The sequence below is a fragment of the Acinetobacter baylyi DSM 14961 = CIP 107474 genome (assembly GCF_000368685.1).
Lineage (GTDB): Bacteria > Pseudomonadota > Gammaproteobacteria > Pseudomonadales > Moraxellaceae > Acinetobacter > Acinetobacter baylyi.
Genome location: NZ_KB849625.1, coordinates 399,129 through 412,610, shown reverse-complemented (window position 1 = coordinate 412,610; position 13,482 = coordinate 399,129). Strand labels below are relative to the sequence as shown.

At 41.1% G+C, this 13,482-nt stretch carries 13 protein-coding genes; 5 read left to right on the top strand and 8 right to left on the bottom strand.

The window, feature by feature from the left end:
• Positions 1-192 precede the first annotated feature (192 nt).
• Together F952_RS03880 and F952_RS03875 are read left to right on the top strand one after the other, a co-directional pair.
• Complete coding sequence (locus F952_RS03880) at positions 193-1,863, top strand: mechanosensitive ion channel (RefSeq protein WP_004922478.1); 1,671 nt, start codon at positions 193-195, stop codon at positions 1,861-1,863.
• Positions 1,864-1,951: 88 nt separating this feature from the next.
• Positions 1,952-2,134, top strand: coding sequence for a hypothetical protein (locus tag F952_RS03875; protein ID WP_004922477.1), 183 nt, complete (start codon positions 1,952-1,954; stop codon positions 2,132-2,134).
• Here F952_RS03875 and F952_RS03870 read toward each other — a convergent pair.
• The 6 genes from F952_RS03870 to F952_RS03845 form a co-directional block, all read right to left on the bottom strand.
• Positions 2,131-3,327, bottom strand: coding sequence for a BaiN/RdsA family NAD(P)/FAD-dependent oxidoreductase (locus F952_RS03870; protein ID WP_004922474.1), 1,197 nt, complete (start codon positions 3,325-3,327; stop codon positions 2,131-2,133). The genes F952_RS03875 and F952_RS03870 overlap by 4 nt on opposite strands.
• A 70-nt stretch (positions 3,328-3,397) precedes the next feature.
• Positions 3,398-4,282: a 1-aminocyclopropane-1-carboxylate deaminase/D-cysteine desulfhydrase gene (locus F952_RS03865; RefSeq protein ID WP_004922470.1), complete on the bottom strand. Its 885-nt coding sequence runs from the start codon at positions 4,280-4,282 to the stop codon at positions 3,398-3,400.
• 9 nt (positions 4,283-4,291) lie between these two features.
• On the bottom strand, positions 4,292-4,894 hold the full coding sequence (locus F952_RS03860) for an HAD family hydrolase (RefSeq protein ID WP_004922467.1): 603 nt from the start codon (positions 4,892-4,894) through the stop codon (positions 4,292-4,294).
• A gap of 81 nt (positions 4,895-4,975) precedes the next feature.
• Positions 4,976-6,145, bottom strand: a complete 1,170-nt coding sequence (locus F952_RS03855) for an HlyD family secretion protein (RefSeq protein WP_004922466.1) — start codon at positions 6,143-6,145, stop codon at positions 4,976-4,978.
• A 15-nt stretch (positions 6,146-6,160) separates the two neighbouring features.
• Positions 6,161-7,822: an MFS transporter gene (locus F952_RS03850; RefSeq protein ID WP_004922462.1), complete on the bottom strand. Its 1,662-nt coding sequence runs from the start codon at positions 7,820-7,822 to the stop codon at positions 6,161-6,163.
• Positions 7,815-8,384 (bottom strand): TetR/AcrR family transcriptional regulator, encoded by a 570-nt coding sequence (locus F952_RS03845; protein WP_026056893.1) that lies wholly within the window; start codon positions 8,382-8,384, stop codon positions 7,815-7,817. The genes F952_RS03850 and F952_RS03845 overlap by 8 nt, the downstream gene beginning before the upstream one ends.
• A 194-nt stretch (positions 8,385-8,578) precedes the next feature.
• On the opposite strand from F952_RS03845, the gene F952_RS03840 reads away from it, so the two are divergent.
• The 3 genes from F952_RS03840 (at position 8,579) to F952_RS03830 (ending at position 10,347) form a co-directional block, all read left to right on the top strand.
• The gene (locus tag F952_RS03840; RefSeq protein ID WP_004922456.1) at positions 8,579-9,343 is read left to right on the top strand and encodes a class I SAM-dependent methyltransferase; all 765 of its coding nucleotides are present in this window, start codon (positions 8,579-8,581) and stop codon (positions 9,341-9,343) included.
• A 40-nt stretch (positions 9,344-9,383) separates the two neighbouring features.
• Positions 9,384-10,010, top strand: coding sequence for a LysE family translocator (locus tag F952_RS03835; RefSeq protein ID WP_026056892.1), 627 nt, complete (start codon positions 9,384-9,386; stop codon positions 10,008-10,010).
• 145 nt (positions 10,011-10,155) lie between these two features.
• Positions 10,156-10,347 (top strand): NF038215 family lipoprotein, encoded by a 192-nt coding sequence (locus tag F952_RS03830; RefSeq protein ID WP_004922447.1) that lies wholly within the window; start codon positions 10,156-10,158, stop codon positions 10,345-10,347.
• Positions 10,348-10,434: 87 nt separating this feature from the next.
• Here the strand turns inward: F952_RS03830 and F952_RS03825 are convergent, their stop codons facing one another.
• Entirely contained in the window at positions 10,435-11,787 is a 1,353-nt protein-coding gene (locus F952_RS03825) for an 8-oxoguanine deaminase (RefSeq protein ID WP_004922443.1), read from the bottom strand.
• Between the two features lie 193 nt (positions 11,788-11,980).
• Complete coding sequence (locus F952_RS03820) at positions 11,981-13,342, bottom strand: nucleobase:cation symporter-2 family protein (protein ID WP_026056891.1); 1,362 nt, start codon at positions 13,340-13,342, stop codon at positions 11,981-11,983.
• Between the last annotated feature and the right edge of the window lie 140 nt (positions 13,343-13,482).

The following is a 13,482-nucleotide window of genomic DNA, read 5'->3' as shown; positions in this document are numbered from 1 at the left end:
TTGATATGTAAAGCAAGTGCCTTTTTTGCAATGTTTTACAGTGATTTTGTTGTAATTCAGATGTTATGAATTGAATAAAAAATAAACACAAAATATGGTGATAGACATCACAAAAATATTTTCTTTATGACTAGAACTATTTTGATTTTATTGTGAGTGAAGTCAAAAACATAACAAGAGGACATCAACAATATGAATGATTTTTTAGGAAATGGGTCATCTCGTGCCCATTATGATCTGATGTATTACTGGGATATTTTTCAGCCCATTATCGCTGCGATTGCTGTGTTTATTGTGGGTTGGATTTTAGCTCTTGTCATTGCTGCAGGGATTAAAAAATTACTCAGTGCGATTGGGACAAACCATCGTTTGTCTACGGCTACAGGAAAAACGCCTGATTTTGAGAGGATTGTATCCAAGTTTGTCTTCTGGTTTGTATTGGTTATCGCGCTGATAGCTGCATTAAATGTTTTAAACATTTATAGCGTGAGTGGGCCATTTAGTGCCATGGTAACTCAGGTACTGGTTTTTGTACCCAACATCATTGCTGCTGCCGTTGTGGGACTGGTGGGATGGATTATTGCACGTTTAGTACGAGCGGGAATAAGTAATGTACTTGCCAGAACTCAACTTGATGAAAGGCTCAGTTCAGAAGTAGGCGTACGTCCATTAAGTGAAAATATCGCAGATATTATCTATTGGTTAATTCTTTTACTGTTCCTGCCTATAGTGTTGTCGATCTTGGGATTAAACGGTCTGTTAATTCCAGTTCAGAATATGGTGAATGATGCAGTCGGTTATTTACCAAATATCTTTATTGCGGGCGTCATCATTTTTGTTGGTTACATATTGGCAAAGATTGTGCGAGGTATTGTAGAAGGGCTAGTTAATAGTGTGGGCCTTCAGCAACAAGCACAAAAAATTGGCTTATTTAAACAAAGCAACATTGGACGTGTACTGGGTTCATTTGTATTTGCTCTAGTCATCATCACTGCATTGATTGTGGCATTTGAAGCACTGGGTATCGAAACAATTTCTCAGCCAGCAACATCAATGCTGAATGAAATTATGTATGCGATTCCAAATATCATTGCAGCAGGATTAATCCTGATCATTGCTTATGTGGTATCACGTTTCGTCGCGAATCTGGTGCAGGATATTTTGTCTGGCACTGGTGTTGATGATGTACCTGCAAAATTTGATTTACAGCGCTTTTTAGGCACTACCAAAATTTCCCAAGTGGTTGCAGTATTGATTGTATTCTTTACTATGCTATTTGCGATTTCCGAAGCAGCAAACCGTCTTGGGTTTGACCAGATTAGTAACCTGATTACGATCTTTATTGCTTTTGGTGCCAATATCTTGCTGGGTGCGGTCATTCTCGTGATTGGTTTCTGGCTAGCCAATGTCGTTGCGAATGTGGTACAGCGTGGTGAATACAATAGCTCGCGTTGGTTAGGCAATTTGGTCCGTGTGCTGATCATGGGTCTTGTGCTTGCCATGGGCCTTCGTGCCATGGGTATTGCAGACTCGATTGTGAATCTTGCATTCGGTTTAACTTTAGGCGCAGTAGCCGTCGCGTTTGCTTTGGCCTTTGGTTTAGGTGGACGTCAGCCAGCAGAGCGTGTATTGACTGATCTGATTGATAAAGCCAAGAAGGAAGGTAATCAACCGAACCCTGTAGCTAAAACTGCTGATGTAGACACCAGTTTGGTGCCAAAACCAGTAAGTTCAAGTTCAGATCATGACGTGCCAACAAGTTTTGATGTCGATCCTCAAAACAAGCCATTGAATAATCCATATGGCTCAAAAGGTGAAGGGGATGATATTTCTCCACCACAATCCGATGATCAACCAAAATAAATTTTGATTTTTAAATCAAGATCGGCCACTCTATCATGAGTGGCCGATGTTTTGGTCATCTATAAAAAGAACATAGAGGAGTGAAATAATGGAAAAACAACCGAATCGTTTTCTGGCGCCTATTGTGATTGCGGGTATTACCGTAGGTTTCTTGGCCAGTGCCTACAAGTTTATTTTTAAAAAGCCAAAAGTGGCAAATCCATCAGATCCAACAGCTAAACCCGAGATATCAGCGAGCTCCCAACAACCCGATGTATTGGAAAAGTATTAAACGTATTGGGCAGCAGCAAATGCAGATGCCCAAGCCCATTGGAAATTGTAGCCACCCAGATGACCTGTCACATCCATTACTTCACCGACAAAAAATAAACCTTCTACTTGCTTACTTTGCATGGTTTTGGACGAAATTTGCGTGGTATCTACACCACCTAATGTGACCTCAGCGGTTCGGTATCCCTCTGTTCCAGAAGGTTTGACATTGAATGCATGCAACTGTTGGCAAATTTCATCGAGTACGGCATCACTGAGCTGACCAATGGCAGTATCGGCATGTTGAGACCAGATCAGTTGCTGTAATTCAAGAACGATACTCTTAGCTGCAAGTTCGCTTAATAAAGTACGTAGTAGCACTTTAGGCTGTTGCTGTTTTTTCTTTTTAAAGAAATCGATGAGGTCATGACTTGGAAAGAAATCAATCTGAAAATTTTCCCCTGATTCCCAGTAGTTGGAGAGTTGTAATGAACTTGGTCCACTGAGGCCACGATGGGTAAACAACAGTGCTTCGGTAAAGCTATTTTTATGGTTTGATAATGTGGCATCTAGTGCATTGCCACTTAAACGTGTGGTGACTTCCTTAAACTGGTCCGAAAATGTAAATGGAACTAAACCTGCACGTGTAGGATAAACACGATGGCCAAATTGCTTTGCAAGTTCATAACCAAAACCTGAGCCGCCGAGTGTCGGAATGGAAAGACCACCAGATGCAACCACGACCGATTCTGCATAGTACATACCGTGCGGAGTGCTGACTTGAAAACGACTATCATCGAGTTTGGTCACGGCCTTGACTTCACTCTCGGTTTTGATGGTGACGCCACCTGTCTTATCACATTCGGATAACAACATGTTCAAAATCTCTTTTGCCCCTTTGAGGGTAAAAAGCTGCCCATGTTTACGTTCTTCATAGTCAATGCCATAGTCGCAAACTAAACCAATAAAGTCCCAGTTGGTATAACGGCTCAGCGCTGAAATCACGAAATGTGGATTGTGTGAAATATAATGTTCTGGCTCGACATAAAGATTGGTGAAATTACATTTTCCCCCACCAGACATCAAAATCTTTTTACCGATCTTATTGGCTTTTTCCAGAATCAGTACCGAGCGCCCACGCTTTGCTGCATGTGAGGCCAGCATGAGGCCCGACGCACCAGCACCGAGAACGATCACATCATACTGAAACGACATTTGAAATTACCTTGCCAGAAGAAAGGGGGCGATTATAAAAGATTCTATCAAGGATGTCAGAACTAGATGATTATTCTGTAACGCCAATGTCATGGCGACGTCCTTGTAAACCGCCTGTATGCAGAGCAAGGATGCGTGTACCTTGATCAAAATCATTTTTCTGAATCAGGTCGAGCAGTCCATATAGCATTTTGGCGGTATATACCTGTTCGAGTGGAATCTGATATTTTTGTTCAAACCCAGCTATAAAGTCGAACAGTTCAGAAGATGTTTTTGCGTATCCCCCAAAGCAATAATCATCCAGAATATGCCAGTTGGTTTTATTGGTATGGCGCTGGACATCATTGTGAAGAAAGTCTCCTTTGAGTGCGGAGAAACCTATAACATATTGCCCATGATGGCTGGCTTCAATCAGTCCAGCCAGTGTACCACCAGTACCAACCGCACAGCAGATGACATCATAATTGAGTCGATCTGTATCACTCAAGATTTCTTTGCTGCCTTGTATGGCAAGTGCATTCGTTCCACCTTCTGGAATGATAAAGGCAGATGGGTATTGACTTTGAAGCGTATGTAAAAATTCTGACTGATCTTTTTGGCGATATTGCTCACGTGACATAAACTCAAGTTGCATGCCATAGTGCTGTGCAGTTTTTAATGTTGCATTGAGAGAACGATACGCCAGCTCTTGACCACGAATAATACCGATACTTTTAAAATCAAAATGATGTGCGGCATAGGCACTGGCTGCGATATGATTGGAAAAGGCACCTCCAAAAGTCAAAATACGATCACAACCGCGCTTTTTTGCTTCAATAAGATTGTATTTAAGTTTATAAAACTTGTTGCCTGAAATGTGTGGATGGATAAGATCAAGTCGCTTGAGATCAAGACGAACAGGTGAGCCATCGATTAATGTGTGATATGGAATATCTTGGGCGATAGAGTCAAACATAGTGATGGGTTATCTAGGATTGATGGGTTGCCAACGATAAAAGCCGTGCGTTGCCAGTGATAACATCGCTTGATCTTCAATGGTATCCCCATAAGCATAAATCGCAGCATAAAGGCTTAAATCATAATTGTCCAAGATACGTTGCTTTTTGACTTCACGGCTACAGTCGCCGTTTTTATAAATTCCCGTAATCTTGCCATTGATGGTATCGACTTCACTACAAAGCAGATCAAGGCCATATTGTGTACACCAAGGCTTTAGATAGACATCCATGGATGCAGACACCACCACGACATGATCACCTTGTGCCAAGTGCCACTGAATACGCTCTAATGCCTGTGGACGAATAATTTGTGGCAAATAGCTTTGGCTAAAACTGAGTCCTTTTTGCTGAATTTCGTCTGCATCAAGCCCTGCAAAGCCCAGCTTGAAAATTTTTGAGCGTAGTACCGTACCGCGAATCAATTTTAAGCGATAACCCAGAATGTAAGGGGCAAGTAAAAATTTTCCTTTTTTCATTCTGGATGCTGGAATGGTTTGAAAAATAAAAGGGGTATAAGAATCGGTCGAGGTAATGGTGCCGTCAAAATCAAAAAAAGCGATATTTTTCAAAAAAAGCCTATCATTTTATCTTATAAGAATGAGCAACTAGTTTAACCTTTAATTTCTATATGACAACCTTGAAGTTGATCCTCAACGAGATGAGGTATCCACTGATGTAATCACAGACATGCCTGGGCGCAACCGTTTGAGCTCATCCTGATTCGGATCAATCGCAATGCGTACCGAAATTCGTTGAACCACTTTAGTAAAGTTACCAGTTGCATTATCTGCTTTAAGTACACTAAATTCCGAACCCGCAGCAGGTGAAATCTGTTCAATATGCCCTTTAAATTTTTGATGATCGAGTGCATCTACGGTAAATGTTGCAGGCTGTCCAATTTTCATATGGGCAATCTGGGTTTCCTTGAAATTGGCAATGACCCAAGTCTGGTTGGGAATTAAATATAAAAGTTGTGAACCCGCAGCGACATATTGACCAATTCGAGGTGTAACTTCTCCTAGCTGACCATCCATTGGTGCTGTAATCACACTATAATTCTTGGTGGTTTTGGCCTGATCGAGTTGTGCCTGTGCGCTGGTTACTTGAGCATTCAAGCCTACTTCAGCAACTTGAGCCGTTTTTAAAGCCTCATTTGCAACTTTGACATTGGCTTTTGCTTTCTTTAAAGCAGCCAGATTGTTTTTTGCCGTGGCTGCAATCTGATCTTGTTCAGACTTTGAGGCTGCACCGCTATCTCCTAACTGCTGATAACGTCTAAGTTGATCGAGTGAAAGCTGATACTCTGCCTGTGCCTGATCGACTTGCGCCTGAGCTGCGATAATATCCGCCTCACGCTGCGCAATCGTTTGCGTCTGGTTTGCTAAAGTATTTTGTGCCTGCGCAACAGCAGATTCGGCCTGTGTGACTTTCTGATCGTAGGTCGTGGCATCAATATAAAGAAGCGGTTGTCCTTGTTTGACATCATCAAAATCCTTCACCAGCACTTCCTTAATATAACCATTAATCTGTGATGACAAAACGGTGGTTTTTCCCTTGACATAGCTGTTATCTGTTTGTTCAATCATGGTGTGAAATGGACCAATTCGCCATGCCCACATAATCAGACCAATCCCAACCAGAAGAACAAAGAACATGATGAATAACGTCGATTTTTTGGTGGGAATGAGTTTCCCCACCCGCTGAACAGGTTTGTAAGGCGTAGGTGTAGACGAGTTTGTACTCTGGGCATTCGACTGTGCTTGCGTATTGTCATTTGATGCTGCTTGAGGCGGTACTTTTGGTGCTTGCTCGTCACTCATACATTTACTCTACATTCAGGAATTAGAAGAATCGGGAACCGATAAACGCTCTCGATAAACAAGATATTTTCCCCAAGCAATATTACATAATCCCCAAAGAAACAGGACAATTGCAACAACACTATTAAAACTAATCACATCATTATAAGCCCGTACCTGAGCTTCTCTATTGGCTGTTTGTGATAGGGTTTTCAGCGCTTGTAACTGATCCAGCGTTGGATCTGTAATATTGGGACTAAATTTAGCTTGGTACTGGTTTAAACGTTGCGTCACAATCGGATTGGTTTGTTCCAGATTGCGATCAATATTCATTTGATAAATTTGGGTCTGATGCTTTTGATAGGTATTATAAAAGGATGAACCAATCAACCCGCCAAAACTCTGGGTTGCAGAAAACAGGACAATGAACGTCACCACATGATTTGGCCCTTCCTTGAGGGCACGCCCAAATCCAACCAGCAATAAAGGCCCGATAAATAAGCCATTGGCAAATGAAATCAGAAACTGGCTATAGAAAAAATTTTGTGGGCGGATATCACTGGTTAGATGGGCATCTAGCTTGCTGGCAACCAAAATCAGAAAAGAAGCCAAGACCAGATGCAGCAGGGTTCTTTCTCTGGAAAAAGTCACTGCACTAAAGAGTACGCCAGCCAGCATGCCAAAGAAAATAATACTGTACAGACCCACAAACTGATCGGGCCCCATGCCGACAGTTTTGAGAAAATTCACTGCAGCATAACTTTGTTCAGAAAGTAAAAAGCGTAGACAGAATGCGCCGAATATAAAACGTAATACAGCGGCTGTGCCCAACCATCGAGTCATGATGAGGGGGTTACGGCGGTGATGTTCATAGAAAAAACCAAGAACCAGCAGTACAAATCCGCTCATCAGTACATAAGCCAACCAAGGCGAGTCAAACCACCATAGTAAAGGGCCTTGCGTTAGTACGGCACACAGGCAGGCAAAGCCTGGGGCCAATAGTAAAAAAGTGAAGATATCTTGCCGCTCAAATACTGCAATTCTGAGGCTACGAGGTAGCTTAAGCGAAACCACCATAGCATAGCAGCATACGGCCAACCCAAGCTCAAACGTATAAAGTACAGTCCAGTCGTTTACAGTGACCAGTGCTGGAGAAATAATCCATGCAAGCGGCACACCCAACTGTCCAAAACCAAACCCGATATATAAACCTTTAAGACGGTGTGCATTACTAAAACTCTGCATGATGTAATACATGCCTAATGAGCTCAGTGGTGCTGCGACCATACCACTAATAAAACGCACCAAAACAGCCATGTGATAGTTTTGCACAAAAATATGTAAAACCATTACCACAATGAACGCCAACAGCCCGATCTCGGTAAATAACCTTAAACCGTATTGTTGTCGTGCTTTAAACAAAATCAGGTTAGAGCTGACATTGGCCATTACATACGCTGCTGGAAGCCACGCAGCTTCTACAGGTGTTAGACCATATTCACCTTGCAATTGCGGAAGGTTGGCGGTAATAAAGCCATTACTCAAGCCTGCCGTTAACGCAATAAAAGTTCCAATAATAAAATACAGATAACGTTTATGGGTGGGATGAGCAATCGAAGGCGGTGAGCCTGGTAACACGGGTCGCTCTTCATCAGTCCAGTCTGGTGGTGTTTCCAGATAACGTGGTGTATCAGCCATGTGATTCCTCTTGATTGAGGCAGATTCCGTTCAGCAGTAAATCAATGACACGTGATGCCATACGGATCTGTTCCTGCTCGGTGTGTCCACGAAATGAAGAAGATAGCATGGTGACAATACTTCGATAATCTTCAAAATTGAAATCAGGCCTACACACCTTGTGCAAAATCGCCTGATCGATGAGCGGTTGGATAATACGTTGATGCTGTTGAATCAATGCCTGTAATGAAGTATCGCTATAATCTAGAACACGCCAGTATTCCATCAACGCTGACAAATGATTTAGATGATTGACGTGGCTTTGAATGAGACGGATTAACCCATCTGGATAAGTCTGATAGAGCTGGGTACGTTGTTTGAGTTTAACCAGAGATTGCTCAAGTAAGGCATACACCAGCATTTTTCGATCAGCAAAGTTGCGGTAAAAGGTCGCGCGCCCCACATTTGCATGATCAATGATGACCTGTAGAGGCACCATCATCCCATGAGTCTTGAACATTTCAACAGCAGCTTCGAGCAAATCCTCTCGATTTTTGGCTGCACGTTTAATGTGTTTACTCATGGAAATAATCATTAAAAATTTGAACAATATATTTTACGGACAAAATTGTCCGAATTAATAGCAGATATTCCGTAAACTTTTGTAATAGATTATATTGATAACTTTTTATTATAATTTATTAAAAAAATCATAATTATATCTTTTATTTTATTTCAGCTAATTTAAAGCAATCACTTTGTAATGGATTAACTAAAATGAAAACTCAACATGAAATTAACCAACAGCAATATCAAGATAAATCAAAATCTTATCTAAATAGTACAGTGCATGCAAAAGGAATAGAGTTTGAGAAAATGCAAGGCTTTATTCAGAAGCATCAGCTCAAGCATGTATTGGATTTAGGGTGCGGAGGTGGTCATGTCAGCTATCAAATCGCGCCTTTTGCAGAGCAAGTGACTGCTTATGATCTTACCGCAGAAATGGTGCAATTGGTGGTTGAACAAGCGAAACAAAAAAAGTTGAATAACATTGTGGGGCAACAAGGTGCAGCCGAGCAATTAGAATTTGAAGATGACCATTTTGATGGTGTGATTAGTCGTTACTCTGCACATCATTGGCAAAATATAAGACAAGCGATGAGTGAAATTTTTCGTGTGGTCAAACCATCTGGCAAAGTGATTTTGGTCGATATATTGGGAACTCAGCAGCCCATCTTAGATACTTTTTTTCAAAGCATTGAAAGCATTCGTGATCCGAGCCATGTACGCAATTACAGCTTAACAGAATGGACAAATTTTGCTGAATATGCAGGCTTTCAGATAGAAACGATTGAGAAACAACATCTGAATTTAGACTTTCAAAGTTGGGTAGGGCGCATGCAAACACCATCATTTGCAATTGAAACGATTCGATATTTACAGCAAAAAGCATCAGATCAGGTGAGAAATTATTATCAAATTCAGGATGATGGTTCATTTCGAAGCGAGGTGATGTATTTGGTACTCAGCAAATCTTCTTGAACCTGTTAGAATGTATACCTGTTTTTTGATTGAGATATAAATCTTGGATAGCTTAATTCCGCTCTTTTCGATTGCTGCTGCATTGATGCTAGGCGCAATGAGTCCTGGTCCAAGTTTTATCTATGTTGCTCAAAACTCAATCGCCAAATCGCGTAAACACGGTTTATTTACAGCATTGGGAACAGGTACAGGTGCTGCAATCTTCGGTTTTTTAGCAGTTATGGGATTACAGGCTGTTTTGCTGGCCGTTCCTTCAGCCTATATGATTTTGAAAATTGGGGGCGGTCTATACTTGCTGTGGATGTCATTTAAAATTTTGAAATATGCCAAGCAGCCAATGGAAACAGGAAGCGCTGTTGCGACGCAGATGACGTATTCTAGTGCATATCGCTATGGCCTATTGACTCAGCTTAGTAATCCTAAAATTGCAATTGTTTTGGCAAGTGTTTTTACGGCTTTGTTACCTAAAGAGATTCCAGGCTATTATTATATTGCTTTGCCTGTAATCTGTTTTATGATTGATGCTGGATGGTATTCACTGGTTGCATTACTGCTTTCTTCTGAAAAGCCAAGAACTTTTTACATTAAAGCTAAAACCATGATTGACCGTGTGACGGGTGGCATTGTCACAATTTTAGGTTTAAAGCTAATTTTTTCTAGCCGTTAATTCTGACGATACCAAATTCTACACTATAAAAAGTATGGATTTTATCTGTACTTTTTTATTTAATATAAATTGAAATAGATTAAAGGATGCATCTGAGCATAAACGTGCTAATCTGAGAAAAACAACAAAAAATAATGGAGGATGTATGAAAAAAATATCCATCATGATTATTTTATTGAGTAGTTTCACAGCTCTCACAGCATGTAACTGGAAAGATACTGTGCGACCGCCGAAGGCTGAGCGTGCGATGAGTATTGCAGGTATGCCTGTATATGAAAAAGACTATCGTTTAAATAATCAAATGCTGGCAAAACAGCAACCAATTCAACCCGACTAAATCAAAAATACTTTCTAGTTGTTTCCTAAACTGAATTTAAATAATTTTTTGAGTAAGACCATAAATGTGGTCTTACTCAAATTCAGATTAGGCAGCCAATAATTTTTTTGCTGCAATTCGATGTTCGGCTTGAAGTTTTTCAAGATCGATACCTTGAATTTGTCGATCTTTAACAACCCATTCACCACCAACCATGACATGTTCAGCCTGATCTGCACCACAGAGGAGCAGGGCTGCAATCGGATCATGGCTTCCAGAGAAACGAAGCTCATCGAGTTTGTAAAATACCAAATCTGCCTGATAACCCACTGCCAATTGTCCTAAATCTTGCTCACGACCTAAAAGTTTGGCAGAACCTTGTGTTGCCCAGCCCAGTGCCAATTCTGGTGTTATTTTTTCTGCGCCATATTTGAGTCGTTGTAAATACATAGCTTGTCGGGTTTCCAGAATCAGGTTGGATGCATCACCCGAAGCAGAACCATCAACGCCTAAGCCAATATGTGCACCTGCTTGCATTAAATCAAGCGTTGGGCAAATGCCTGAAGCCAGTCGCATATTTGAATGCGGACAGTGACAAATGCCAACACCTGCTTGCCCTAAACGCTGAATCTCATCAGCATTAAAATGAATGCCATGTGCCAGCCATGTACGATGATTTAACCATCCAACACTTTCCAGATAATCGACTGTTCGCATACCAAACATGCGGAGACAAAAGGCTTCTTCATCTAATGTTTCTGCCAAATGGGTATGTAAGCGCACATCTAGGTGTTCGGCCATAGTTGCACTTTCACGCATAATTTCTTGTGTCACTGAAAATGGAGAACATGGTGCAAGCGCAATATTGACCATGGCATCTGCATCACGTTGATGATATTTTGCAACGAGACGTTCTGAATCGAGTAAAATTTGCTCTATATTTTGCACAGTATGTTGAGGAGGCAAGCCACCAGATTCTTCGCCTAAACTCATGGAACCACGTGTTAACATTACACGAATACCCAGCTCCTGAGCTGCTTGTGCCTGAATATCAATTGCATCTGCGAGCTGTTGTGGAAATAAATAATGATGATCTGCGGCAAAAGTACAACCAGACATCGCCAGTTCGGCCAAAGCAACCTGCGTCGCCAGATGTAATTGTTCTGGTGTTAACTTGGCCCAAACGGGATATAAATTTTTTAGCCATGGAAACAAAGGTGCATTGACGACGGGTGTCCATGCACGGGTCAGCGTTTGATAAAAATGATGGTGAGAGTTAATTAATCCGGGCATGATGACATATTCCCGTGCATCAAAGATTTGATCAATCGGTTGAGTTGGTATTTTTCCTTGTTGTACCAGCTCAATGATTTGCCCATTTTGAATCACTAAACCATTACTGGCATCTTGTTGATTGGCGGTAAATATGGCGAGTGGCTGTTTAATCCAGATGCGTGACATGACTGTTCTCAGATAATTTTGCTATCTAAAAAAGCAATGCGTATACCAAAAGTGATGATTTTAAAATGCTCTATATTTGATATAACCAAAAATGGATAATCAGATTAGATTGATCTATTAATGTGTATTAATCGTCATATTGAAAAAGCCAAACATTAAAACTGTTTGGCTTGGGGCAAAGCAGGATTCATTTCTAAAGATGGTTTTGTGCTGTCGCTGAAGGCTTGGTTAATCCTTCAGAAACTGTCTTTTTTCCAAAATTTAAATGGTTAAAGAACAGGTTAAGTAACAATGCCATAATACAAGTAATACTGATGCCAGAATGGAACAGGGTTTGTACGGCACCAGGCATAGAATGAAAGAATTCTGGGCTAATTAATGGAATCAAACCAGCCCCTAGTGATACTGCCACAATAATCATGTTGGATTGTAGTTGATAGTCGACTTTAGACAATGTTCGAATACCACTCACGGCAACACTACCAAAAAGCACCAATCCTGCACCGCCTAAAACAGGCATTGGAATGGATGCGACCAGACGACCAAACACAGGAAGTAAGCCCAGTACCACTAAAATTCCACCTGCTGTTGCAACTACAAAACGGCTTTTTACACCTGTAATAGCCACGAGCCCTACATTTTGTACAAAAGCACATTGCATAAATGCGCCGAAAAATGGGGCTAGTGCAGAAGATAGCATATCGGCACGTAAACCATCTGCAATGCGGTGATTATCCACCTTGGTTTCTACGATTTCTCCAATTGCGAGTAAGCTGGCTGTGGTTTCTGTTAAAATTACTAAGGTGACAATACACATCGATAGAATGGCAGGCCATTCAAACACAGGCATACCAAAGCCCAAAATATTTGGTAGAGCCATCCATGCGCCCTGACTCACTTTAGAAAAATCTGCTAAACCGAAAGCAAATGCAACAATTGCCCCAAATATAATGGAAAGTAATACCGCTAATCGTTTGATAGATGTTGAGCCAAACTTGGTCAGTAAAAGTAAAAAGACTAAGGTAATGCCAGCCAAGCCTAAATTTTCCAAAGAACCCCAGTTGGGTGCTTTAGGATTACCACCCATGATCCAGCGAATGGCAACAGGTAGAAGTGAAATACCAATAATTGCAATAATTGAACCTGTCACAATAGGGGGGAAAAAGCGAACAATTTTGGAAAAAAATGGTGCAACAATAATTCCAAAAATGGAACTGACTATAATTGCACCAAGAATGGACTGGAAGCTGCCTCCATTTGCACCAATTGCGATCATACTTGCTACAGCCGCAAAAGAAGTTCCTTGAACAATAGGTAAACGTGAACCAAACCACTTAAAGCCAAGGGTTTGCAATAATGTTGCCAAGCCTGCCACCAAAATAGAGGCTGTAATCAAAAGACCAATATCAGCTTGGGATAGACCAATACCAAGGCCCACGACCAACGGCGCTGCGATTAACCCGCCGTACATGGTAAGGACATGCTGGAAACCATAGGTCAAATTTTTGGTGAGTCCTAGGTGTTCATGTTCAGGTGAGGTTGCTTTTGTATTCATAGCGCTTACTTCTATTCTTGATAGATTTTCAAGAAAAATTGCAACATATATGCCACGCATTCGGTCTTTCATGTTTCCTGAATTTTGAAATAACGAAATTGATATAAACCTGAACGATTTATTTTGGCTGGCATGTGAAT